The organism is Actinospineispora spinosispora DSM 44797, from assembly GCF_000429025.1.
GTDB lineage: Bacteria > Actinomycetota > Actinomycetes > Mycobacteriales > Pseudonocardiaceae > Pseudonocardia > Pseudonocardia spinosispora.
Genome location: NZ_KE386835.1, coordinates 186,329 through 208,451 on the forward strand (window position 1 = coordinate 186,329; position 22,123 = coordinate 208,451).

A 22,123-nucleotide genomic window follows, 5' to 3' on the forward strand; every position below is an offset into this window, starting at 1 on the left:
CGGGCATGGACGGGCGGAAATCGGTGGCGCCGCGCTTCTACCCTCGGTTTGTGCCCCTCAGCATCCATAACGTGGTCATCAACTGTGCAGACCCCCGACGGCTGGTCGAGTTCTGGACGCGGGCTCTGGAGATGCACGTACTGGAGGACTACGGCTCGTACATACAGCTCGGACGTCCGGGGTCGCCGGTGACCCTCGGCCTGCAGCGCGTTCCCGAGCGGCGGGCGGGCACGAACCGCGTCCACGTCGACCTGAACGGAGAGCCCCGGGTGGCCGCGGCGCAACGCCTGGTCGAGCTGGGGGCCACGGTCCTGGGTGAGCAGGGTGCCCCGGGACTCGACCACGTGTGGACCGTGCTCACCGATCCGGAGGGCAACGAGTTCTGTATCACGGGCTGACCTCGGTGGACAACCACGGGTTGTGGCGCGCGGACCCTGCCGTTGTTTGACCGGCCCGTCCGCTGGTTGGTTGCATCAGCCTCGACCGGCACCGCGAGAGAAACGACGAGGAAACAGCACCCGTGACCGACCACACCTCGACCGGGATACCCGTGTCACAGCTGCATGGTTTCCGCGACAGGGTCGAGCGGGCGATCCGGTTGACGGAGCAGCTCAACGCACGGCCCTACGACGACCAGGACGCGATCCGGGCGACGTGGGCCGAGCTGACCGGGCAACCCATCGACGAGACCTTCAGGCTGATCCCCCCGGTGTACTCGGACCATGGCATCAACATTCGACTCGGCCGCAACGTCTTCATCAACCAGGGCTGCCGGCTCAACGACATCGGCGGCATCGAGATCGACGACGACGTGATGATCGGCCCGTCGGTCAGCCTGATCACCTCAGGTCACCCCGTCGATCCGTCGCGGCGTCGCTCGGGGATCACCGCCGCGCCGATCCGAATCGGGCGAAACGCTTGGATCGGTGCGTCGGCCATGATCCTGCAAGGGGTGACCGTCGGCGCGGACTCCGTCATCGGAGCCGGGTCGGTCGTCACCCACGACGTACCTCCGGCGACAGTGGCCGTCGGCGCGCCCGCCCGGATGGTCCGGAGAATCGACTGAGCAGTCACACCGCCGGCCCTGGTTCCGTCGGCCACGTGACGAAACCTCCTAGTCGAGCGTGCGGATCCAGAGAGCGAACCGCTCACAGCCGTCCAGACGATCTCGGATGGCGTCGGCCGCGGCATCGGGATCGCCAGACCGGAAGGTCTCGATGAGGTTGTAGTTCGCTTCCGCACCTTCGTTCAGCTCGGACGGATGGATTCCCAGGCGGTGGTAGTGAGCTCCGAAGTGTGCGGTCACCCGTTGCATCAGCGGCAGCACGGTGGCGGCTTCCAGGTGCGCGGCGCCAGGTATCACCAGCCCTCCATAGAGAGAGTCGAACAGGTCATTGGTCTCGGACGGTCCCAGCCGGTTGCCGGCGATCAGGTCCGCGATGCGTTCCAGCCGCCCTATCGCGTCGGTCCCGAGTCTGACGACCGATCGTCGGGCGAGAGCTGGTTCCATACGCCGCAAGAGCCCGAACAGCGCTCGAATATCGTCCGGCTCCAGCGGCCCAGCGATCGACGAGAACGCGGCGGCGTGGGTTCGCCGGCCACCGGATATGTCGGTCCGAGAGCCGTGCCGGAGTTCAGCGCCCACCGAGCGGATGGTGCCGCGCTCGGGGGCGCCGGGACCGGACACGCTGCTCCGGACCAACCGCAGAGTCATCGTCCCCCACGTCATCGCTCGAAGTACCGAACGGCCCACCGGACCCCGAGGTGAACTCGGCCGTTCAAGCCAACTTATGAGGTCCTCGCTGCTCCCGAAAGCGATACCGATGGTCCGTGTTGCGCAACACAACAACAGTTGTGCGCACTACTCACCGCTTCGAACGCAAGGCGGCGCCCCGCCTCAGCCCGCCAGCAGCGGCGCCTGGTCGTCCTGCTCCCGCTTGGCCTGCGCCCTGCGGAAGATGACGTCCAGCTGGTCGGGGTCGCCGCTCTTCGGCTCGGCCGAGGGTTCCGCCGGAGGCTCGCCGGACCCGGCCCCCACACTTCCGGGGTCCTCCGAGGTCAGCTGTGCCAGCCGTCCCCTGGTCTCGGGGTACACCAGGAGGCCGGCTCGTAAGACGCTGGACCGAGGGTCGTAGGGGCCGAAGTCGAAGTCCTCGAACGGGGCGAGCGTCGGTTCGGCCACCTCGTCGTTCAACTCGCGGAGTCGACGCCACGCCGATTCGAGCACCGGTTGCGCCTCGCGCTTCGCCTGCTCGGCCCGCACGGCCGCGCGGACCAGGATCGCGGCACTGCACGTGATCGCGTGCAGTTCGCCGAACGAGTCCGCCGCTGTCGACGCCAGCCCTCGGTACTCGTCGAGGGCCGTCTCGTAGTCGGCGGTGGCGGCGTTCAGCTGTTCCTCCCGGATTCGCCGCGCCTCGTTGGCCGACCAGATCGCCTCCTGCCTGGCCAGTTCGGCCGACAGCTCCTCGTGACGGCGTGTGGCGGTGGCGTCGTGCTGGGTCAGGTCGGTTCGGAGCTGTTCGAGCCGCTCGATCGAACCGTCGGGGAAATCGGGGCTCGCCGAGTCGACGTTGCTCTCGACGATGGGTTCTGCTTGCGACGTGTTCATGATCTTCCTTCGGTCAGTACCACGGGGGCGTCTTCGGCGCGCGCCTGACCCGGAGCCCGAGAGGGGAGCCTGTGGGTAAAGCCGGATGGCAGAGGTGAACGCCGATCTCGTCGTGCATTCGTGCCTGTTGCATGCGGCCCGAGGGCGTCGTGCTCAACCGGTGCCGCGCCGTCATCCAGCGGGTTCACCCCGTCGGAGATGCGCTGGCTGCCGACGCCTAGCGGGTCGCGAACACCCTCGGCGGGCCACGGCGCGGCCCGACCGGGCCGTTGTGCAGACGCTGGGCCACGAGGAGCGCAGCCGTCGTCAGCTCCGGGCTCGGGGTGACCGCGACGAACTGCCGATCCGAGCGCCTCGGCATCAGGACCATGAGCAGGCGAGGCACCCTCGGTGTGTGCGACAGCAGCCTAAGCGCGAGCTCGGCCGAGCGGTGCGCACCCAGGACGAGGACCACGAGCAGTGCCGTCGTCAGGGTGTGTGCGAGGACCAGACCACAGCTCAGCCCCAGGATGTGTTGCTGCGACGAGTGCTCGGTGATCGGGTCGAAATGGTTGCTCACCGACACGCTCAACGCCAGGTGCATACCGAACTGGCCGATGCCGAGCAGCGCGGCGGCCCCGGCGGCTCCGCGACAGGTGCGACCCGCGACGCGGCGCGCGGCGAGAGTCGTGGCGACGCCGAACGTGGTCGCCATCAGGAGCGGGAGGGACTCGACCGCACCGCCACCGCCACCGAGGACGTGCGCCGCCACCCCGAGCACGATCGTGCCCGCCGCCAGCACCACCGGAGACCGGTGCAGCGGGAGTCCGCGTCGGGTGACGATGGTCACGCCGCCAGACACTAGCGGCGGGCCCTCCCATACTCCCCAGCGGCCCCCGGAGTCCCATCGACGCGCGCGTCAGCGACTTCGCAGAGCGTCCCGCTGCGTCGCAGACGCTGCAGTGTCTGCGGCGCGACAGCTGGGCCTGCGAGGTGGCGGCGTCAGCGGCCGGTGGCGCCGTCGATGAGTTCTCGCAGGATGTCGGCGTGGCCCGCGTGGCGGCCGGTCTCCTCGATCATGTGGGTCAGCGTCCAGCGCAGGCTGGGCGCCGCGCCGGGGCGGCCTCCCGGGCGTGGTCCGGGACCGGCAAGGTCGGGGCAGGCACGGATCGTCTCGTTCGCGCGGGCCGTGGTCCGGCGGTAGGCGCCCACGACGTCGTCGACGCTCTCGTCCGCGTCCGGGCGGAACGTCGCCTCCCAGTCGGTGACCGGCTCGCCCAGCAGCCAATGGCGTTCGACCTGGGTGAGGTGCTTGACCAGGCCCAACAGGTTAGTTCCCGACTTCACACCGGGCGTGCGGACCTCCGGTTCCGGGACTCCGTCCACCTTGGCGATCACCGAGGCGCGCAGGTACTCGAGAAAGCCGAGCAGCACGTCCTTCTCACCGGGCCCGGCCTTCGGCGGGCCGGCGTCGCGGCGCTGTCGTGGCATGTTCGTCCTCTCGGGTCGACGAGGCTGGCACAGGACCACCGTCACCTCCGGCTGCTCGCGAGCGCACGGGAATTTGCTGGATCGGCAAGACACCCCGACGGCATGCGCTCAGCTTGACTTGTGAGACGAAACATCGATAGCGTCGCACATCTAAGCGGGCTGCATCGTCGCCGCCAGGGGAAGGTCCGATATGACTTACACCGTCGCATTTCGTGACGCCCAGTGTTCCGAACCGGCATTGACCGGCGGAAAGGGCGCCAATCTGGGACGTCTCTCAGCGCGCGGCTTCGCGGTTCCCCCTGGATTCGTCGTGACCACCACCGCGTATCTCGACTTCATCGACTCCAGCGGACTGGCATCGACCATCGCCGACCTCGCCCGGGGAATCGACTACGCCGACGTGGAGGCTCTCGACCGGACGAGCGAGAAAATCCGCGAACAGATCACCACCTCGGCGGTGCCCGAGCAGATCAGCGGCCAGGTACTGACCGGCTACGCCGCATTCGGAGATTCGCCCTCCGTCGCGGTCCGTTCCTCCGGGACGGCCGAGGACCTCGAGGAGACCTCGTTCGCCGGCCAGCACGACACCTTTCTCGACATTCAGGGCGCGGACGCTGTCCTTGATGCTGTGAGTCGCTGCTGGGCGTCGATGTGGACGTCGCGGGCGCTGGCGTATCGACAGAAGAACGGCATCGACCACAGCACGATCGGTATCGCGGTGGTCGTCCAGCGAATGGTGGAGTCGGAGATTTCCGGAGTCCTGTTCACCGCCAACCCGATCAGCGGCGCGACCGGCGAGATGGTGGTCAACGCGAGCTGGGGGCTCGGTGAGGCGATCGTCGGCGGCATCGTCACGCCCGACGAGTACGTCCTGAGCGCCGACACCCTGGAGACGCTCGACAGCACGGTCGCCAGAAAGACGGTCCGGGTCGTCCGTGCCCCGTCCGGCCAGGGAACCGTCGTCGAGGAGATTCCACCGGCCGACCAGGAACGGGGCACGCTGTCGCCTGCGCAGCTGGTCGAGCTGGGCACGCTCGGACGCCGGGTCCAGGAGTACTACGACGATCTTCCGCAGGACATCGAGTGGGCGTACGCCGACGGGGAGTTCCAGCTGCTGCAGTCCCGCGAGGTGACCGGAGCGACGCTCTCCTGGGACAGCGACCTCGACGACTTCGCGGCGGTCGGGCGGGCCGATCGGGACACCGTGTGGACGCGGGAATGGGCCAACTCGGTGTTCCCGGGAGCGGTGACGCCGCTGTTCTACTCGATTCGGCACGAGATGGGCTCCCGGATGCACCGGAAGCTGGAAACCCTGTGGGGATTCGACGACGTCGCCGAGATGCGAGTGCTCAAGTACCACCGAGGACGCATCTACTACAACTCACGGATCGATTACCGCAACATCGCCCGATCGTTGCCGCCCAGCATGCGGGCGCCGGAACTGCTCGTCAATGTTCCGGCCTCGTGGCGGACGGCGATCGGGAACGAACCGTGGTCCTGGTCGACACTGCCGAAGCTGTTCGCCCGGATCAAGCTGCTGAGCCCGGACAACGGGCCGTATTCCTGTTGGCGCCACATCTATGAGCAGCTGGAGAATAGAACGGCCGAGGCCGACGGTCAGCCCGTCGAGAAGATCCGAGCGATGTCCGACCGTGAGCTGACCCGTTATCTGGACAGCCGGATTCAGGCGATGTCCGATTGGGTCGGCGACCTGTGGACACCGTTCTACCTGTACACGCCGATGGCCATGTCGACCCTGATGACGATGCTGAAGAACTGGTACACCGGCACCAATCCGTGGATTCTGAACGACCTCATCACCGGACTCGACACACCGACCATCACGCTGACCGAGAACCTGGAACTGTGGGAGCTCGCCGTACTGGTCCGGGACGACGCGGAGCTACGTGCGCTGTTCGACGAGCACCCCGGCCGGGCGTTCTTCGACGAGGTCGGACGACATCCCGCCGGCGCCGCGTTCGCCGAGGCCTACGCCACCTTCATCGGCAAGCACGGCCACCGAGGACATCCGGATCGGGACATGTACGGCAGTCGGCGGATCGAGGACCCGGGAGTCGACTACGGGACGATCCGCTCGCTCATCACCGCGAGAACCCTGCCCGACGCCGCCGGTGACCTGGTCGAACGTCGACGGAGAGCCACCGAGGAGGTCATCGCCTCGATCAGGTCGCAGCCGCTGGCCTCGCTCAAGGTCGAGGCGTTCACGATCGTGCACTCGTGGCTGCTGCGCTTCTTCCAGATGCGCGACGACGAACGACATTTCAGCGACCGCATCACCTTCTCCAAGAAGCGGGCGATCACCGAGGTCGGCAGGCGACTGGTCGAACGCGGGGTGCTGGACGGCGACGACTTCTACTTCCTGTCGAAGAACGAGCTGCTCGCGCTGCTCGACGGCCGGGGCAACCGGCGTCTGGCGCGGCGCAAGATCACCGCGCGGCGGCGCAACTGGGAGACCGTCAGAGCCGGCGCGGACCGACCCTCGGGCTACCTGGTCGGCGACACCCCCACCGAGCTGGACGCGCCACCGGTCACCGACGGCGGCGGCGACGTGCTGCGCGGGGCGCCGACCAGCAGGGGCGACGCCGTCGGCATCGCCAGGGTCGTGACCGACCAACGTGAGCTGGGCCGGGTCCAGCAGGGCGACATCCTGATCGCGTCGGCCACCGATCCCGGGTGGACGCCGGTGTTCCTGGTGATCTCCGGGCTGGTCCTGGAAACCGGCGGCATGCTCGCGCACGGCTCGTGCATCTCCCGGGAGTACGGAATCCCCGCCGTCGTCGTGCCCGGGGCGCTGCACACCATCCCGGACGGCAGCACGATCTCGGTCAACGGCGACACCGGTGAGGTCCGAATTCTGGAGATGGCGACCCGATGACCTCGTACACACCCGAGACCGACATCGTGACCTGGGCCTACGATGTCGCACGTGATCATCTCGCCGAGCCGCTGCCGCGCCGCTGGACGCACGTGCGGGGTGTCGTCGAGCTGGCCCGCGAGGTCGCCCCGGTCGTCGCCGACGATCCGGACATGCTCATCGCGGCGGCCGCGCTGCACGACATCGGCTGGTCCCCGGCGATCCGACGTTCGACGCTGCCCGCGCTGGACGCCGCCCGCAGGCTCGAACAGCTCGACGCACCGGCCCGCCTCGTCGGGCTCGTGGCCAACTACGACTTCGCCAGCCTCGAAGCGCGCTACCGGGGCCTCGCCGAGGAGCACGCCCGCTACGCCGACGAACGCACCCCGACCCGCGACGCGCTCTGGTACTGCGACCTGCGGGTCGGCCCGGACGGTCAGCGGATGACCGTGTCCGAGCGGTTCGCCGAGCTGTTCGTCCGCTACGCCGCCGACACCGTGGGCAAGGAATGGTTCGCCGAGGCCGAACCGGAGCTGCGAGCCGCCTGCGACCGGACCGACGCATTGCTGACCGCGACGTGACGACCGGGAACGTGCGCGACCTCGGCGGGATCGAGACCGCCGACGGCCGCAGGGTCCGCGCGGGCGTGCTGTACCGCTCCGAAGCCCCGGAGACGCTGGACATCGAGTGCCGCTCCGAACTGGCGAAAGTGCCGTTCCAGCTGGTCTTCGACCTGCGGGCACCGTGGGAACGGCAGCCGGCGACACAGCTGTGGCCCGCCGAGGTCGTCACCTTCGACATCGAGCACGGCGGCGTCCTCGACCCCGAGCTGACCCGAAGAGGCCTGCTCGACGCCACCGGCGTCCTCGCCACCCACTACATGACCGACCTCTACACCCAGCTCGCCGACTCGTTCGGCCCCGATCGCCTGCTCGAGTTCGCCGAGCGGGTCGGGACCCGGGGCCAGCTACCGGTCCTCATCCACTGCACGGCGGGCCGCGACCGGACCGGGGTCCTCGTGGCATTGACCCTGCTGGCGCTGGGCGTTCCGATGCACACGGTGCTCGCCGACTACGAACGGTCCGATCTGCACTACGGGCCGGATCGGGTCGCGGCGCGCCTGCTCTCCATGCTCGATCCGCCGTTCGCGGGACCGCTCGACCCCGGGGCGATCGCGCCGCTGTCCGCGCAGAGCCGCTACCTGGAGCTCACTCTCGCCGTGCTCACCGAACGCCACGGATCGATCGAGCGCTACTGGAAGGACTCGGCGGGCGAAGCACTGCCGGCGCTACGGGAGGCGCTGCTCACGCCGCCGTGAGCAGGTCACTCGCGGGACAACAGCAAGGGCCGGATCGTGGCGATGGCCGCGTCCAGGTCGACCTGCTCCCCCGCTAATACCCCGGCGTACAGAAATGCCTCGGAAATACGTGCCATGGCACAGGCCACGGTATAGGCGTCGCCGGACACCGCAATGGTCCCGCTGTCCAGCTCTTCTTCGACCAGCGTCTGGACCAGGGAAATGACGTGCATCTGGTTCGGGAATGCGCCGGACGCCACGATGGTCATGACGCGTTGCGGATCGCGGTCCAGAAGTTCCTTGAAACGCGACGATGCCGCGACGTGCTGAATGTAGTCGCGCAGGACACCGATGATTCTCGGCGCCCCCTCCTCTCCCGCGTGTCTCTTGCGTGCCGTCTCGAACAGGTCATCCGTGCGGGAGCGGAGAACTTCGGCCAACAACTGATCGTTGTCGCCGAACCAGCGATACGCCGTTGCCCGGCTCTGCCCGCCGGCGACCGCCAGGCTCGAAATATCGAGAGGTTCGCCGTCCCGCCAGCGCATCTTCGCCATATCCAGCAGAACCGCCCGCTCACGCTCCCGCCTGATTATTCGGGGATCGGTCGGAAGTTCAGCGGCCATTCGTCGACGATACAAGAGACAAACCCTCTCCTCGATCCGGTGGCCATCAGAACCACGAGTTGACTTGTGAGACGAACCGGCGCTACCGTCGCACAACTGGCCGGCAACCGCTCCCCGACGACCGGCCACGCCATCAAGGGATCATCAATGTCGATGAGAGTCTCCGCAACCGCGGAATCAAGTGCATCGAGCCGAGCGACCCGGCCACTGGTGCCGGTGGGTGAGCTGTTCCTGTTCGCCACCGCCGTCCTGCGGCAGCTGTTCCGGCGGCCGTTCCAGTGGCGCGAGTTCTTCGAACAGTCGTGGTTCGTCACCAGGGTCTCGCTGCTGCCGACGGTATTGATCACCGTGCCGTTCGGCGCGGTGTTGTCGCTGCAGGTCGGGTCGCTGTTCGCGCAGCTCGGCGCGCAGTCGTTCACCGGTGCGGTCGCGGTGCTCGGCATCGTCCAGCAGGCCGCCCCGCTCGCCACCGTGACCATCATCGCCGGAGCGGCGGGCAGCGCGGTGGCGGCCGACCTGGGCGCCCGGAAGATCCGCGACGAGCTGGACGCGCTGGAGGTCATGGGGATCTCCCCGATCCAACGCCTCATCGTTCCCAGGGTGCTGGCGATGACCGTTGTCGCGGTGCTGCTCAACGGGGTCGCGGCCGCGGTGGGTGTCATCGGCGGTTACGCGTTCAACGTGCTGGTCCAGGGCGGTTCGCCCGGCGCGTACCTCACCGCGTTCACGGCGCTGGCGCAGCTGCCGGACCTGTATGTCGGCGAGTTCAAGGCACTGCTGTTCGGCCTGGTCGCCGGGATCGTCGCGGCACACAGGGGCGTCACCGCGAAGGGCGGCCCGCAGGGGGTCGGCGACGGGGTCAACCAGTCGGTGATCGTCTCGTTCGTGCTGCTGTTCATGGTCAACACGATCGTCTCGGCGGTCTACTACCAACTCGTTCCGCCGAAGGGGCTGTGATGTCGGCGATCAGCACGACGAACCGGGTTCTGAACGACCTGGGCGAGCAGGTCGGGTTCTACGGCCGCGCCATGGTGTGGGTTCCGAGGGCGCTGCGCAGGTACCGCACCGAGATACTGCGTCTGCTGTCCGAGGTCAGTCTCGGGCGGGGCGCCGTCGCACTCGTCGCGGGCACGATCGGCATCATCATCTTCGAGACGACGGCTGTCGGCGCGGTGGTCGGGCTGGTCGGCTACCAGGGACTGCGGCAGATCGGGATCACCTCCTACATCGGATTTCTCTCCGCCTACTTCAACACGCGCGAAGCGGCTCCGTTGATCACCGCGAACGCGTTGGTCGCCACGATCGGCGCGGGTTTCACCGCTCAGCTCGGCGCCATGCGGATCAGCGAGGAAATCGATGCGCTCGAGGTGATGGCGATTCCCTCCATCCCCTTTCTCGTCACCACCCGACTGATTGCGCTGCTGACCGCGGTGGTCCCGCTCTACGTCATTGCGCTGGTCGGCAGCTATCTCGCGACACAGGTGGTCGCGGTCAGCTACTACGGCCTGACCGAGGGCACCTACAACCATTATTTCCAGCTGTTCCTGCCACCGATCGACATCTTCTACTCGTTCGTGAAAGTCGTCGTCTTCACCATGATGACCGGCCTCGTCTGCTGTTACTACGGATTTCATGCCTCGGGCGGACCGGCCGGCGTGGGTATGGCCGTCGGGCGGGCCGTGCGCCTCGCGACGGTCACCTTCGTGATCGCCGACTTCTTCCTGAGTCTCGCGTTCTGGGGTTCCAGCACCACCGTTCGGATAGCGGGGTGAGAGAAATGAAGGACTCCCGGCTCACCGGCCTGACATTCCTCCTGATCATCGCGGCGCTCATCGCGCTGTCACTGGTCAGCTATCACAAAGCCTTTCCCTGGCAACACGTCGTCTCGGTGTCGGTGACCACGCCGAGCGCGGGCCTCGAGCTGAACCCGCACTCGGACGTCAAGCTGAAAGGGCTCGTCATCGGCGAGGTCGCGGCCATCACCTCGGACGGCACCACCGCCACCGTCGCGCTGGCCCTGGACCCCGACCAGGCCGGGCTCATCCCGGCGACGGTGACCGCCTCGATCGTGCCGAAGACCCTGTTCGGCGAGAAGTACGTCGACCTGGTGCCGCCCGCAGGCGCGCGTACCGGTCCGTCCCTCGCCGAGGGCGCGGTCATCCGGCAGACACGCAACTCGGTGGAGATCGGCGAGCTGTTCACGAACACCCAGAACCTGCTGCGCGCGGTGCGCCCCGACCAGCTGTCGCTGGCCGTCGGATCGCTCGCTCAGGCGCTGCGGGGCCGGGGCGCCCAGCTCGGGGACACCGCCGCGCTGCTGCGGACCTACCTGGCGGGCATCAACCCTCGGCTGCCGACGCTCACCCACGACATCTCCCAGCTCGCGGCGACCTCGGACAGCTACGCCGCCGCCGCGCCGGACCTGCTGCGGGTACTGGGCGACGGCAGCGCGGTCTCGACCGACCTGCTGGTCGCGCACGAGGGACCGTTGCGTGACGTCCTGCGCGCCGCCCCTGTCGCGTCGGATGCGCTGACCGACCTGGCGCGCCGGTCCGGGCGTGACGTCGTCAGCCTCAACCACCGTGCCCGCCCGGTGCTCGGTGTGGTGGCCGACTACTCCCCCGTGCTGCCCTGCCTGGTCGACACGGTGAACGTCACCAACGCGGCGATCGACCACATCCTCGGCGGCGCGGGCCCCTACCTCGCCGCCTCGGTCGAGGTCATCGCCCAGCGGGCGCCCTACCGCTACCCCGACGACCTGCCCAGCAACCCGAAGAGCACGGGCAACAACCGCACGCTGCCGGAAGGCGTGCCGTCCTGGGAGCCGCACTGCACGGCCATCCCCAGCCAGCTGCGCGGTATCCGGGACGTCGCCCCCTACGAGCTGCGGGACCGAGCGACTCCGGCGCCGGAGAAAGGAGGCGGACGATGAGACGACCACCCCCGACGGCCGCCCTCAAGATGGCGATCTTCGCCGTGGTGACGGTCGCGGTGACCGGTCTGCTCGGCACGATCGTCGCCAACACGTCGTTCCAGCCCACCCACCGCTACTCGGCCCTGTTCACCGACGCGACCTCGGTCGAGGGCGGCGAGACGGTCCGGCTCGCCGGTGTCCCGGTGGGCACGGTGACCGGCGCCCGGATCGTCGACGCCGGCACCGGCCGGCTGGCCAGGGTGGACTTCACCGTGGACGAGTCGGTTCCGCTGTACCGGGACGCCCAGCTGCTGCTGCGCTACGAGAACATCGTCGGCAGGCGTTACCTGACGATCGTCGAGCACCCCGGGTCGCGGCCGGTCATGCGTCCTGGCGAGACGTTCGGCGTCGACCACACGGTGCCCGCGCTCGACCTGACCGTGCTGTTCAACGGGTTCCAGCCGCTGTTCAGGGCGCTGGATCCGGGGCAGGTCAACCAGCTGTCCTACGAGATCATCCAGACGCTGCAGGGTGAGAGCGCCACGATGGGCCGGCTGTTGGCGCACACCGCGAGCCTGACCTCGACCCTGGCCGACTCCGACGCGGTCATCGGCCGGGTCGTCGACAACCTCACCACGGTGCTGGCCACGGTCGACCAGCGCGACACCGAGCTGACCCGGCTGATCGAACGGTTCCGCGACCTCATGCGGGGCCTCGCCGACGACAGAAGCACGATCGACGACGGCATCCCCGCGTTTGCCGGGCTGCTCGGGTCCGCCGACGACCTGCTCTCCAGGGCGAGGTCACCGCTGCGCGCCGACGTCGGCGGCCTCGGGTCCCTTGCCGGGCAGCTCGCGGACACCCGCGAGGTGCTGGACGACCGGCTGAACCGGCTGCCCACGAAGCTCGCCACGGCCAGCAGGCTCAGCTCCTACGGCGGATGGATCAACTTCGCGCTGTGCGGCGTGGACGCCCGCGTCTCATTGCTGCACGACTCGATCGACCTGTCCAGCCCGGCGAACGTCTCGGCCAACGAGCGGGACACCGTGTGCGGAGCGGGGCGGCCGCAATGAACCCCATCGAGCGGCCGGTGCGCGCGGCCGTCATCGGGCTCGTGGTGATCGCCGCGGTCCTGACGCTGAGCATGAACCTGAACAGGCTCCCGGTCATCGGGGGCGGCCCCGAGTACCGGGCCGAGTTCACCGACGCCGCGGGACTGCAGGTCGGCGAGGAGGTCCGGGTCGCCGGGATCAAAGCCGGTCAGGTGACCGCGATGGCACTGACCGGCGACCACGTCACGGTCGACTTCCGGGTCACCGACCAGCGGCTCGGCCGCGACACCCGCGCGTCGATCGAGATCAAGACGCTGCTCGGCCAGCACTTCCTCGCGGTGCAACCCCGCGGGCTCGGCGAGCTGCCACCCGGCGGCACGATCCCGCTGTCCCGCACGTCGACGCCGGTGCAGATCGCACCGACCGTGCAGGAGCTCACCAGCAGGGTCTCCGACATCGACACCACACAGCTCGCCGCCGCGTTCGACACGCTGTCGGAGACGCTGCACGCGACCGCTCCGCAAGTGCGCGGCACCCTGGACGGGCTGGCCGCGCTGTCCCGCACGGTCAACGGCCGCGACGAGCAGATCCAACGGCTGTTCGCGCACGCCAGAGGCGTCACCGGCGTCCTCGCCTCGCGCGACCGGGAGATCACCGAGCTGATCGGCGCCAGCAACCAGGTGCTGGACGTCCTGCACCGGCGCCGGGACGACATCCATCGGTTGCTCGTCGGGACCCGCGACGTGTTCGGCGAGCTCAGCGGCGTGGTCGCGGACAACCGGCAGCAGCTGCGGCCCGCGCTCGACCGGCTGCACCAGGTCATCGAAGTGCTGACCCGCAACGACCAGAACCTCGACCGGATCCTCACACAGCTGCCGGTCCACCTGCGGTTGCTCACCACGATGGCCGGCAGCGGCCACTGGTTCGACACCGACCTGATCGTCCCGCAGGGCTTCGCCGTGTGTGACAGCGGCGCGAGCGGACGCCTCGCCGCGCTGTTCGACCCCGCGCTGTCCCGAGCGAACCAGGCCGTGAACGGCAGCTCCGCGCCGTGCCTGCCACTCGGGCCCGCCGCTCACCCGACCGGAGGTGGCCGATGAAACCGTACGTGCTGATCGCGGTAGCGGCGCTGGCCTGCGCGGTGGCGCTGGTCGCCTGGCTGTCCGGCCCGTCGGAGAAACATCTGACCGCCGACTTCGCCAACAGCACCAACCTCTATCCGGGTGCGCCGGTGAAGGTGCTTGGCGTCCAGATCGGCACGGTCGACTCCGTGACGGTCACCGGTGCCCGGGTGCTGGTCCGGATGAGCTACCAGGGCGGCTACTCGCTGCCGGAGCAGGTGCACGCGGCCGTCGTGCCGCCGTCGATCGTCGGTGACCGGTTCGTCCAGCTCACCCCGCCCTACACCGGTGGTCCGGCGCTGCCCGACCAGGCGCGGCTGGACGCACGGCACACGCAGGTGCCGGTCGAGCTGGACCAGACCGTGCGCAGCCTCGACGACCTGGCGACGGCGCTGGGGCCGCGCGGCGCCAACTCCGGTGGCGCGGTGTCGCGCCTGGTCACCGAGGCCGCCGGGAACCTGAAGGGCAACGGCGCCGCGATCGACGACACCGTCCACCAGCTGTCCGGCGCGCTCGACACGCTGGCCTCCGGACGTGCGGACATCGCCGGGACCGTCACCAACCTCGGTGAGCTGACCGGGACGCTCGCCGGCTCGGACGGCCAGGTCAGGGACCTGGTCGACAACCTGGCGGCGGTGTCGAACGAGCTCGACGGCCAGCGCGACGAACTGCGCGGCGCGGGAGGCAACCTCGACCGGGCGCTGCGCGACATCGCCGAGTTCGTCAGGGAGAACCGGGACGGCGTCACCGGGAACATCACCGAGCTGGCCCGCGTCACCGGCACGCTCGCACGCCACCAGCGCGACCTGGCCGAGGTTCTGGACGTCACGCCGCTGGGGGTCTCGAACCTCAACGACCTGATGGCGCCGCTGAACTTCGACCCGCGCCGAGGTGGGCCGCCCGTCGACATGGCGGGCCGGACCACCGCGATCCCCGCCCGGCCCGACCCGGTCCCGCAGACCTTGCCCACCCAGTTCGGTTCGGCGCTGACCTCGGTGTGCACCCAGCTGCCCGCCGAGCAGCAGGCGCTCCTGAGACCGACCTGCACCGCGCTCCAGCGCAGCGGAGGAGATTTCGCCGCGCTGCTGCAGCGGGCGGCGGACCCGGTGCTCGGGCCCGGTCTCACCGGAGGGACACGATGATCAGAACGTTCGCGGTCCTGCTCGGTACGTGCGTCCTGCTGGCCGGGTGCGGCTACCGGGGCGCGACCAGCCTGCCGCTGCCCGGCGCGATCGGGGGCGAGGGAACGTACGAGGTCACGGTGCTGTTCGACGACGTGACGAACCTGGTGCCGAAGGAGACCTGTCGCGCCGGTCAGGTCACGGTCGGCAGCGTCACCTCGATCTCCCTCGCCCCCGACCTGCACGCACGGGTGGTGTGCTCGATCAGCGACTCGGTGGTCCTGCCGGCGAACTCGGTCGCCTCCCTGGACCAGACGAGCCTGCTCGGCGAACGTTTCGTCGCGCTGGGCCCGCCGCGCGGCAGCGCCCCCGCCGGTCGGCTGGCGCGTTCGGCGGTGATCCCGGCGAACCTGAGCCGCACGACCCCGGACACCGAGGCGGTGCTCGGCTCGCTGTCGATGGTCCTCAACGGCGGCAACCTGGGCGCGATCGAGACGGTCAACACCGAGCTCAACCGGGCGCTCACCGGGCACGAGGGCGACGTCCGTTCGGTGCTCGAACAGCTCACCGTGCTCACCGGGCACCTCGATCAGCACCGGGGCGACATCACCCGCGCGCTCGACTCACTCGACACGTTGTCCGCCACCGCGGCCGCGCGGCACCAGGTCGTCGGGCAGGCACTCGACTCCATCCCGGATGGGCTGCGGGTACTCGACGACCAGCGGGGCCGGCTCGTCCACCTGGTGGACCGGCTGACGGACCTGTCGCATACGGCGGGCCCGGTGCTGGACGCCGGCACCGACGACATCGTGGCGAACCTGCGCGCGCTCGACCCCGTCCTGTCCCAGCTCGCCCGCAACGGCAGGCGGATCGCGCCCGCGACCGAGCTGCTGTCCTTCCCGTTCGGCCGCACCGGCCTTGCCGCGATCAAGGGCGACTACATCGGGGCGTACCTCACGCTGCACGCCGACCTGGACACCCTCAACACGGCGGTCACCGAGGAGTCCTCGGCACCGTTGGTCAGCCCGACCCCGCCGCCCGCTCTCGGTGGGCTGCTCACCGGAGGTCACCGATGACCGGCCGGGGCGTGCGCGTCAAGCTCGCGGTGTTCGCGGCGACGTCGATCGTCGCGACCCTGGTGCTGCTGCTGAAGTTCGGTGGGCTCGAACAGCAGCTCGTCGCCCCGTACCTGGTGCGGGCGCACTTCGCCGACGCGACCGGGGTGTTCCCGCGCGCCGAGGTCGACCTGCTCGGCACGCCGGTGGGCACAGTGCGGGAGATCGGGCTGGACCCGGGCGGCGACATGGTGGTCACCCTCGCGCTGGACCACGGAACCCGGGTGCCGGCCGACGTCTCGGCCGCGATCGCGAACAAGTCCGCGATCGGCGAGCAGTACATCGCGCTCACGCCCCGCACCGCGACCGGTCCGCTGCTCACCGACGGCGGCCTCATCCCGCTCGCGCGCACGACCGCGCCGGTGCGGGTGGAACAGCTGCTCGACCACCTCAACGGTCTGGTCGGCTCGGTCCCCACCGAGGCGCTCACGACGTCGCTGGTCGAGCTGTCGAGCGGGATCGGCGGGCGCGGTGCGGATCTGCGGACCGTGGTCGACCAGACGCATGCCCTGGCGCGTACCGGGGTGGACAACCTGCACGACCAGATCGGCCTGATCCGCACCGCGAGGACCGTCCTGGACACCCAGGCCTCCCGAGGTCCGCTGATCGTCTCGTCGAGCGCTCGACTCGCTCGGATCACCGGGACGGTCCACGATCTGGTCCCCACACTGGCCGGGGCGCTCTCGGGTGGGACGCGGGCGAGTGAGCAGTTCAGCGGCCTGCTCCTGGACAGCGAGAAGACGCTGCCGGTGCTGTTGCACGATCTGGACACCGTGAGTGGTGTCGCGGCGCCGCGAGCACCGCAGGTCCGCAAGACACTCGCCTCGGCGCCGTGGGCGCTGCAGGTCGTTCTGGAGGCGATCCGCTACTGCGACGCCAACGACCCGAAGACCGGCGAGCCGATCGAGAGCACGTGTCAGTACGACTCGAAGGGCAACCCGAAGTACACCCTCCGCACCGCGCTCCAGCTCCCGGAACGTCCCGCGGCGGGCAACCCGTACCTCCCGTGTCGCCGAGGCTACGAAGGCACCCGCAACTTCCTGCCGAACGGCACCCCCACCAGCGGCAAGGGTCCCGCCGAGCGCCCCGACGAGCCCCCCAACAACCACGCGACCTGCACGGCCCCTCCCACCGACCCCGGAACCCCGAACGTCAGAGGAGCGCAGAACGCCCAGTCCCCCGGCCGCTGACGCCCAGGCCCGAGGGGCCGGGCGAAAAGCCGGTCTCGGTACGCGGCGGGCGCGCTAGGGTCTGTGGATCGACTGGCGCCAGGGGGGAACCATGCGGTTGTTGTCGGGGTCGGTACTGGCCGTTGTCCTGGTGGCCGCCACGGCCTGTTCGGGGCCAGCGCAGCCACCGCCGCCGGACTCGGCGTTCCGGCCCGGCGCGTGCGCCGGCGACTACACCGGCCTGCCCAACAAGATCGAGTGCGGCACGCTCACCGTGCCCGAGACCCGCGGCGGACCGAGCACCCGTCAGATCGCGCTGCCGGTCACGATCGTGCGGGCCAGCACGCCGAAACCCGGCGCCGTACCGGTCATCTACCTGCACGGCGGCCCGGGCGCCGCCGCCGTGGAGAACCTCGGCGACCAACTACGCGACGAACGCGGCCGCGAACTGATCGCACTCGACCAGGACTGGATCTTCTTCGACCAACGCGGCGGCGGCCTGTCCGCACCCGCCCTGGACTGCGGCGCGGTCGCACTGACCGACGCCGGACCACTGACCGACGCCGCCGCCGGACAACTCACCGCATGCGCCGACCGGCTGCGGGCCTCCGGCGTGGACCTGTCCCGGTACAACGCCGTCGAAGTCGCCAACGACATCCAGGACCTGCGCACCGCACTGAAGCTCGACCGGATCGACCTGTTCGGCGTCTCCTACGGCACCCGCATCGCGCTGGCCTCGATCGTGCACGCACCCGACGGCGTCCGCGCCGTCGTACTCGACTCACCATGGACACCCGAGGCCACCTGGGTCGAGAACGGCCCGGAAATGGTGTCCGACGCGGTACGCGAAATCTTCGCCCGATGCACCGCCGACACCGCCTGCCAGAGCCGATACCCCACTGCGGCCACCGAGCTGGACGCGTTCGCGAACCGGCTGCTCAGCGGCCCGCAGACGATCAACGGCAAGACCTACACCGCCGACGATCTCGGCGCGTTCCTGATGGACGCCGCCTACAGCGCGACCGGCGCACGGGCCCTGCCCGCCACCGCCGCCCGCTTCACCGCCGGAAACATGACCGAGCTGGACACCCACCTGGCCGAACGCTCCGGCTACCACGAAGCACAGCACCTGACACACCTGTGCAAAGAGGAAATCCCGTTCGAGAACGAGGCCACGATGCGCCAACGCGCCCAACGTGACCCGGTGACCCGGCTGCTGGCCAGCTCGATGGGCCGCTACTTCCAGGTATGCCGCAACTACCCGGTCGGACCACCGGACCCGGTCGAGGCTCAACCGGTGAGCAGCCAGCTACCCACACTGTTCCTCGCCGCCGAGATCGACCCCGGCTGCCCACCCGCCGTCGCCAAAGCCGCCGTCGCCCGCTTCCCGCACGGCCAGCTCAGCATCATCCCCAACGCCACACACGGAGTCTTCCGAGGCAGCACCTGCGCCCGCACCATGATCCGCACCTTCCTCGCCAACCCGAACGCACCCATCGACCAGTCCTGCCTGCACCCCGAGCACGACAAGTTCGAGTTCGACCTGAAGTAGATGCGACCGTCGCTGCGCGTGACGTCGGTGTCGATCGCGGCGCCCGATCCCCGCGCGTTGGCCGCGTTCTACGGCCGGCTCCTGGGATTGGCGGTGACCACGACCGAGCCACCGCGCGCGGGGTTTCCGCCGGAGGACGGCTGGGCCCAGATCCGGCCTCCATCGACTGTCGGAGGACCGACGCTCAACTTCGAGTACGAATCCGGTTACGTCGCGCCCACCTGGCCGTCAGCACCCGGCCGGCAACAGATACAAGTGCACCTCGACATCGCGGTCGACGACGTCGATGCGGCGGTGGAATGGGCGCGCAAGGCGGGCGCGACGCTCGCCGAGTTCCAGCCGCAGGAACACGTCCGGGTCATGCTCGATCCCGTCGGCCACCCGTTCTGCCTGTTCGCGACCCGCTGACACCCCATGATGTAGTCCCGACCGCCAGGAACGAGCGCTATATAGAACCTTGTGATCGCAAGTGAGGAGGCGTAGAGATGCCAGGGCTCGCGACCGTCCGCGAGATCGACGGCCCGAGGCTGGTCGAGCGGGTGCGCGACGACCTGGTCGAAGCCATCCAGCGCTGCGACCTGATGCCCGGACAGGCGCTCTCACTGCGGCGGGTCGCCGCAGAGCGCCGGGTGCGCCCCGAGACCCTCACCATGCTGCTGCGCAGGACCGAGCAGGACGGCCTGCTCGACATCCGAGGTGACGTCGCGGTGGTCGCACCGCTCAAGGTCGACAACCTGGTGAGTGCGTTCCGGGTGTCTCGACTGATGGAGTCGTCGGTCGTGCCCAAGGCGTGTGAGCTGATCTCACCGACGGACCTGGACGACCTGGGCCTGCTGATCCCCGACGCCAGGTTCGTCGAGCTGGACTACGACGAGCACCTGATCACCAGGTCCACCGACTTCCTGACCACGCTGCTGTCGCCGTCTCTCACGGTGCACGACCATCAGGTTCTGAACAGAATCAACACCACGAGCCGGCGCCACTCGAATCTCACCGCACGCTACCTGGCCGGGCCGCGGTACAACTCGGACTTCAGCTCGTTCATCGCCGCGCATGAGGAACTGGTCCGGCTCCTGAGATCCGGTCGGCTCCGTGCCGCCACCGCCCTGCAGACCCGGTTGTGCGAGCGGTATCGCAACTTCGCCGAGGCCAGCCTCGATCTTCCGCGGCTCGGTGATGACGACCAGCCGATCGCTCAGGTCATCCCGCTGGCATCCATCACTCGGCGGGTCTGAGCCGTTCGCCCGATGAGTTTCCAAGGGTTCGACGGTCAGTACTCCCACGGGTGGGCAGCGTGCCCGCCCCGTCACGGGAGAGGTGAACCGATGAACGCACCCAGCACGAGCCATCCGCTGCCCGAGGTCGTCGACCGGCGCAGCTGGCAGGCCGAGATCGACCGGGTCGTGAAGCGGGAGAAGGCGCACACCCGGGAGGGCGACGCGATCGCGGCCGCGCGGCGGCGCCTGCCGATGGTCGAGGTGGACGCGCGCCTGCCGCTGGTCGGGGCTCGGGGCACGGTGCCGCTGGTCGACGCGTTCGAGGGGCGGCGTCAGCTGATCACCTACCTGCACATGTGGCACGACGGCAAGCCCGCCGCCGAGCAGTGCGTCGGCTGCACGTTCTTCACCGGGCACGCACGGGAGCTGTCCTACCTGCACAGCCGCGACGTCACGTACGCGACGTTCTGCCAGGGTCCGTACGCGGAGAGCGCCCGGTACCGGGACTTCATGGGCTGGGACATGCCGTGGTACTCGGTGCGTGACTCGCTGGAGCCGCTGCTCGCCGGGCGCGACTTCGGCGGCTACCTGTACTTCCTGCGCGACGGCGAGCGGGTGTTCGAGACGTATTGGACGACGAGCCGGGGCGTCGAGGCCGGCTCGAGCAGCTACCACCTGCTCGACCGCACCGTGTACGGCAGGCAGGAGACCTGGGAGGACTCCCCCGCCGGCTGGCCGCAGCCGTTCGCCACGATGGGCGAGCAGTTCAGCACCGACGGCAGGCCCACGGCGCAGTGGTCCCGGCTCGCCGCCGGCCGTTCCGACGACCTCACCGGCTGACCCGCGAGTCGGACATGCGGGCACACCGAGTCGAGCGCCCGAGCACATCCGCTCGTGCCGCCGAACCCACGCGATGTGCCGAAACCTCCGACTCGGTGTGCTGAGAGGCCCGACTCGCGGGGCACGATCGGGCGACGTCGCCGCGGCCGGTCGAAACCTGCTCGACCGGTTCCCCGCGATGGTCCACAGTGGCCTTGATGAGTGATAACAGTGATGGTTACGAGGTGGACGACTCCCCTGATCGGATCGACGTCGACGCCGTCTGCAGGTTCCTGAGAACCGAGCCGTACTGGGGTCGCTGGCGCACCGAGGAGATCATCCGGACCCAGGTCGCGCGTGCCTGGCGGGTCGTCGGTGCATACGACCCGACCGGCGCACTGGTCGGTTTCGCCCGTGCGATGTCCGACGGGTTCGGCGTCGCCTACCTGGCCGATGTGTACGTCCTGGACGACCACCGGGGCCACGGCCTCGGCAAACGCATCATCGGACTGATGATCGACGACGGCCCTGGCGCGGACTTCCGGTGGATGCTGCACACGAACGACGCGCACGGGCTGTACGCGCGGTTCGGGTTCGGCAAGCCCGACCCGACCTACATGGATCGTCCCGGAGCGCGGCGCCCCGACCTCCCGTGACACGATCTGATCTTGGACGCGCCGAAGCGATTCTTGACTGAGTCCAGAAAATACGCCAGGCTTCCCGCCGTGCCGACGACTTCGGACTTCGAGCGCATGTTGCGCGGGGCGCAACTGCGGGTGACACGCCCCCGGGTGGCCGTGCTGTCCGCGGTACACGACCACCCTCACGCCGACACCGACTCCATCCTCGGTGTCGTCCGTGAAGGTCTCCGCGAGGTGTCCCGCCAGGCCGTCTACGACGTGCTGCATGCGCTGACCTCGGCCGGCCTCGTACGGCGCATCGAACCACCCGGTTCGGTAGCACGGTACGAATCACGCGTCGGCGACAACCACCACCACGTGGTGTGCCGTACGTGCGGTGTCATCGCCGACGTCGACTGCGCCGTCGGTGACACACCCTGCCTGACCGCGTCCGACAGCCACGGCTTCGCCATCGACGAAGCCGAGGTCATCTACTGGGGCCTGTGCCCCGCTTGTTCCACCACACAGAGTTCCTGAGCACATCCCG

At 69.2% G+C, this 22,123-nt stretch carries 24 protein-coding genes; 19 read left to right on the top strand and 5 right to left on the bottom strand.

The window, feature by feature from the left end; genetic code table 11:
• Positions 1 to 71: 71 nt before the first annotated feature.
• Positions 72 to 398 (top strand): VOC family protein, encoded by a 327-nt coding sequence (locus G406_RS0134475; protein ID WP_245607322.1) that lies wholly within the window; start codon positions 72 to 74, stop codon positions 396 to 398.
• 152 nt (positions 399 to 550) lie between these two features.
• Entirely contained in the window at positions 551 to 1,066 is a 516-nt protein-coding gene (locus tag G406_RS0134480) for a sugar O-acetyltransferase (RefSeq protein WP_028937345.1), read from the top strand.
• A gap of 48 nt (positions 1,067 to 1,114) precedes the next feature.
• Here G406_RS0134480 and G406_RS0134485 read toward each other — a convergent pair whose 3' ends face one another.
• The 4 genes from G406_RS0134485 to G406_RS0134500 form a co-directional block, all read right to left on the bottom strand.
• Positions 1,115 to 1,714, bottom strand: coding sequence for a GntR family transcriptional regulator (locus G406_RS0134485; protein WP_028937346.1), 600 nt, complete (start codon positions 1,712 to 1,714; stop codon positions 1,115 to 1,117).
• A gap of 183 nt (positions 1,715 to 1,897) precedes the next feature.
• On the bottom strand, positions 1,898 to 2,611 hold the full coding sequence (locus G406_RS0134490; RefSeq protein ID WP_028937347.1) for a hypothetical protein: 714 nt from the start codon (positions 2,609 to 2,611) through the stop codon (positions 1,898 to 1,900).
• 217 nt (positions 2,612 to 2,828) lie between these two features.
• Complete coding sequence (locus tag G406_RS0134495) at positions 2,829 to 3,440, bottom strand: hypothetical protein (protein ID WP_028937348.1); 612 nt, start codon at positions 3,438 to 3,440, stop codon at positions 2,829 to 2,831.
• A gap of 152 nt (positions 3,441 to 3,592) precedes the next feature.
• Positions 3,593 to 4,081, bottom strand: a complete 489-nt coding sequence (locus G406_RS0134500) for a DinB family protein (RefSeq protein ID WP_028937349.1) — start codon at positions 4,079 to 4,081, stop codon at positions 3,593 to 3,595.
• 190 nt (positions 4,082 to 4,271) lie between these two features.
• Between G406_RS0134500 and G406_RS0134505 the strand changes: the two genes are divergently transcribed.
• The 3 genes from G406_RS0134505 to G406_RS0134515 are packed head-to-tail and all read left to right on the top strand — an operon-like array spanning position 4,272 to position 8,274.
• A complete protein-coding gene (locus G406_RS0134505; RefSeq protein WP_084216606.1) occupies positions 4,272 to 6,977 on the top strand; it encodes a PEP/pyruvate-binding domain-containing protein in 2,706 nt (901 codons plus the stop codon).
• The gene (locus G406_RS0134510; protein WP_051343092.1) at positions 6,974 to 7,537 is read left to right on the top strand and encodes an HD domain-containing protein; all 564 of its coding nucleotides are present in this window, start codon (positions 6,974 to 6,976) and stop codon (positions 7,535 to 7,537) included. Before G406_RS0134505 ends, G406_RS0134510 begins: the two co-directional genes overlap by 4 nt.
• Positions 7,534 to 8,274, top strand: a complete 741-nt coding sequence (locus G406_RS0134515; protein ID WP_028937352.1) for a tyrosine-protein phosphatase — start codon at positions 7,534 to 7,536, stop codon at positions 8,272 to 8,274. Before G406_RS0134510 ends, G406_RS0134515 begins: the two co-directional genes overlap by 4 nt.
• A gap of 5 nt (positions 8,275 to 8,279) precedes the next feature.
• Here G406_RS0134515 and G406_RS54855 read toward each other — a convergent pair whose 3' ends face one another.
• Positions 8,280 to 8,876 (bottom strand): QsdR family transcriptional regulator, encoded by a 597-nt coding sequence (locus G406_RS54855; RefSeq protein WP_028937353.1) that lies wholly within the window; start codon positions 8,874 to 8,876, stop codon positions 8,280 to 8,282.
• 153 nt (positions 8,877 to 9,029) lie between these two features.
• On the opposite strand from G406_RS54855, the gene G406_RS0134525 reads away from it, so the two are divergent.
• The 14 genes from G406_RS0134525 (at position 9,030) to G406_RS0134590 (ending at position 22,113) form a co-directional block, all read left to right on the top strand.
• On the top strand, positions 9,030 to 9,833 hold the full coding sequence (locus G406_RS0134525) for an MlaE family ABC transporter permease (protein WP_211241363.1): 804 nt from the start codon (positions 9,030 to 9,032) through the stop codon (positions 9,831 to 9,833).
• Entirely contained in the window at positions 9,833 to 10,648 is an 816-nt protein-coding gene (locus G406_RS0134530; protein ID WP_156935315.1) for an MlaE family ABC transporter permease, read from the top strand. Before G406_RS0134525 ends, G406_RS0134530 begins: the two co-directional genes overlap by 1 nt.
• Before the next feature lie 5 nt (positions 10,649 to 10,653).
• Positions 10,654 to 11,808 carry an MCE family protein gene (locus G406_RS0134535; protein WP_028937356.1) on the top strand — a complete coding sequence of 385 codons (1,155 nt, stop codon included), beginning with the start codon at positions 10,654 to 10,656 and terminating at the stop codon, positions 11,806 to 11,808.
• Positions 11,805 to 12,863, top strand: a complete 1,059-nt coding sequence (locus G406_RS51735) for an MCE family protein (protein WP_064743128.1) — start codon at positions 11,805 to 11,807, stop codon at positions 12,861 to 12,863. Before G406_RS0134535 ends, G406_RS51735 begins: the two co-directional genes overlap by 4 nt.
• Complete coding sequence (locus G406_RS51740; RefSeq protein ID WP_051343094.1) at positions 12,860 to 13,942, top strand: MCE family protein; 1,083 nt, start codon at positions 12,860 to 12,862, stop codon at positions 13,940 to 13,942. The genes G406_RS51735 and G406_RS51740 overlap by 4 nt, the downstream gene beginning before the upstream one ends.
• Complete coding sequence (locus G406_RS51745) at positions 13,939 to 15,105, top strand: MCE family protein (RefSeq protein WP_051343095.1); 1,167 nt, start codon at positions 13,939 to 13,941, stop codon at positions 15,103 to 15,105. Before G406_RS51740 ends, G406_RS51745 begins: the two co-directional genes overlap by 4 nt.
• Positions 15,102 to 16,160 (top strand): MCE family protein, encoded by a 1,059-nt coding sequence (locus tag G406_RS51750; RefSeq protein WP_051343096.1) that lies wholly within the window; start codon positions 15,102 to 15,104, stop codon positions 16,158 to 16,160. The genes G406_RS51745 and G406_RS51750 overlap by 4 nt, the downstream gene beginning before the upstream one ends.
• Positions 16,157 to 17,389 (top strand): MlaD family protein, encoded by a 1,233-nt coding sequence (locus G406_RS51755; RefSeq protein WP_051343097.1) that lies wholly within the window; start codon positions 16,157 to 16,159, stop codon positions 17,387 to 17,389. The genes G406_RS51750 and G406_RS51755 overlap by 4 nt, the downstream gene beginning before the upstream one ends.
• Positions 17,390 to 17,480: 91 nt before the next feature.
• Positions 17,481 to 18,920, top strand: coding sequence for an alpha/beta fold hydrolase (locus tag G406_RS51760; protein ID WP_037080171.1), 1,440 nt, complete (start codon positions 17,481 to 17,483; stop codon positions 18,918 to 18,920).
• Between the two features lie 18 nt (positions 18,921 to 18,938).
• Positions 18,939 to 19,328 carry a VOC family protein gene (locus G406_RS0134570; RefSeq protein WP_342666265.1) on the top strand — a complete coding sequence of 130 codons (390 nt, stop codon included), beginning with the start codon at positions 18,939 to 18,941 and terminating at the stop codon, positions 19,326 to 19,328.
• A gap of 77 nt (positions 19,329 to 19,405) precedes the next feature.
• Positions 19,406 to 20,155 carry a GntR family transcriptional regulator gene (locus G406_RS0134575; protein WP_028937358.1) on the top strand — a complete coding sequence of 250 codons (750 nt, stop codon included), beginning with the start codon at positions 19,406 to 19,408 and terminating at the stop codon, positions 20,153 to 20,155.
• Positions 20,156 to 20,245: 90 nt separating this feature from the next.
• On the top strand, positions 20,246 to 20,977 hold the full coding sequence (locus G406_RS0134580; protein WP_028937359.1) for a DUF899 family protein: 732 nt from the start codon (positions 20,246 to 20,248) through the stop codon (positions 20,975 to 20,977).
• A gap of 197 nt (positions 20,978 to 21,174) precedes the next feature.
• Complete coding sequence (locus G406_RS0134585) at positions 21,175 to 21,612, top strand: GNAT family N-acetyltransferase (protein ID WP_028937360.1); 438 nt, start codon at positions 21,175 to 21,177, stop codon at positions 21,610 to 21,612.
• A gap of 69 nt (positions 21,613 to 21,681) precedes the next feature.
• Positions 21,682 to 22,113, top strand: a complete 432-nt coding sequence (locus tag G406_RS0134590; RefSeq protein ID WP_028937361.1) for a Fur family transcriptional regulator — start codon at positions 21,682 to 21,684, stop codon at positions 22,111 to 22,113.
• The last annotated feature ends 10 nt before the right edge of the window (positions 22,114 to 22,123 follow it).

Bases quoted from the DNA above. Each gene is read 5' to 3' on its own strand.
- G406_RS0134525 (WP_211241363.1), top strand. From the start codon at position 9,030: ATGAGAGTCTCCGCAACCGCGGAATCAAGTGCATCGAGCCGAGCGACC.
- G406_RS51750 (WP_051343096.1), top strand. From the start codon at position 15,102: ATGATCAGAACGTTCGCGGTCCTGCTCGGTACGTGCGTCCTGCTGGCC.
- G406_RS51755 (WP_051343097.1), top strand. From the start codon at position 16,157: ATGACCGGCCGGGGCGTGCGCGTCAAGCTCGCGGTGTTCGCGGCGACG.
- G406_RS51745 (WP_051343095.1), top strand. From the start codon at position 13,939: ATGAAACCGTACGTGCTGATCGCGGTAGCGGCGCTGGCCTGCGCGGTG.
- G406_RS0134500 (WP_028937349.1), bottom strand. From the start codon at position 4,081: ATGCCACGACAGCGCCGCGACGCCGGCCCGCCGAAGGCCGGGCCCGGT.
- G406_RS54855 (WP_028937353.1), bottom strand. From the start codon at position 8,876: ATGGCCGCTGAACTTCCGACCGATCCCCGAATAATCAGGCGGGAGCGT.
- G406_RS0134490 (WP_028937347.1), bottom strand. From the start codon at position 2,611: ATGAACACGTCGCAAGCAGAACCCATCGTCGAGAGCAACGTCGACTCG.
- G406_RS0134575 (WP_028937358.1), top strand. From the start codon at position 19,406: ATGCCAGGGCTCGCGACCGTCCGCGAGATCGACGGCCCGAGGCTGGTC.
- G406_RS51740 (WP_051343094.1), top strand. From the start codon at position 12,860: ATGAACCCCATCGAGCGGCCGGTGCGCGCGGCCGTCATCGGGCTCGTG.
- G406_RS0134580 (WP_028937359.1), top strand. From the start codon at position 20,246: ATGAACGCACCCAGCACGAGCCATCCGCTGCCCGAGGTCGTCGACCGG.
- G406_RS51735 (WP_064743128.1), top strand. From the start codon at position 11,805: ATGAGACGACCACCCCCGACGGCCGCCCTCAAGATGGCGATCTTCGCC.
- G406_RS0134585 (WP_028937360.1), top strand. From the start codon at position 21,175: ATGAGTGATAACAGTGATGGTTACGAGGTGGACGACTCCCCTGATCGG.
- G406_RS0134510 (WP_051343092.1), top strand. From the start codon at position 6,974: ATGACCTCGTACACACCCGAGACCGACATCGTGACCTGGGCCTACGAT.
- G406_RS0134535 (WP_028937356.1), top strand. From the start codon at position 10,654: ATGAAGGACTCCCGGCTCACCGGCCTGACATTCCTCCTGATCATCGCG.
- G406_RS0134530 (WP_156935315.1), top strand. From the start codon at position 9,833: ATGTCGGCGATCAGCACGACGAACCGGGTTCTGAACGACCTGGGCGAG.
- G406_RS0134505 (WP_084216606.1), top strand. From the start codon at position 4,272: ATGACTTACACCGTCGCATTTCGTGACGCCCAGTGTTCCGAACCGGCA.
- G406_RS0134485 (WP_028937346.1), bottom strand. From the start codon at position 1,714: ATGACTCTGCGGTTGGTCCGGAGCAGCGTGTCCGGTCCCGGCGCCCCC.
- G406_RS51760 (WP_037080171.1), top strand. From the start codon at position 17,481: ATGCGGTTGTTGTCGGGGTCGGTACTGGCCGTTGTCCTGGTGGCCGCC.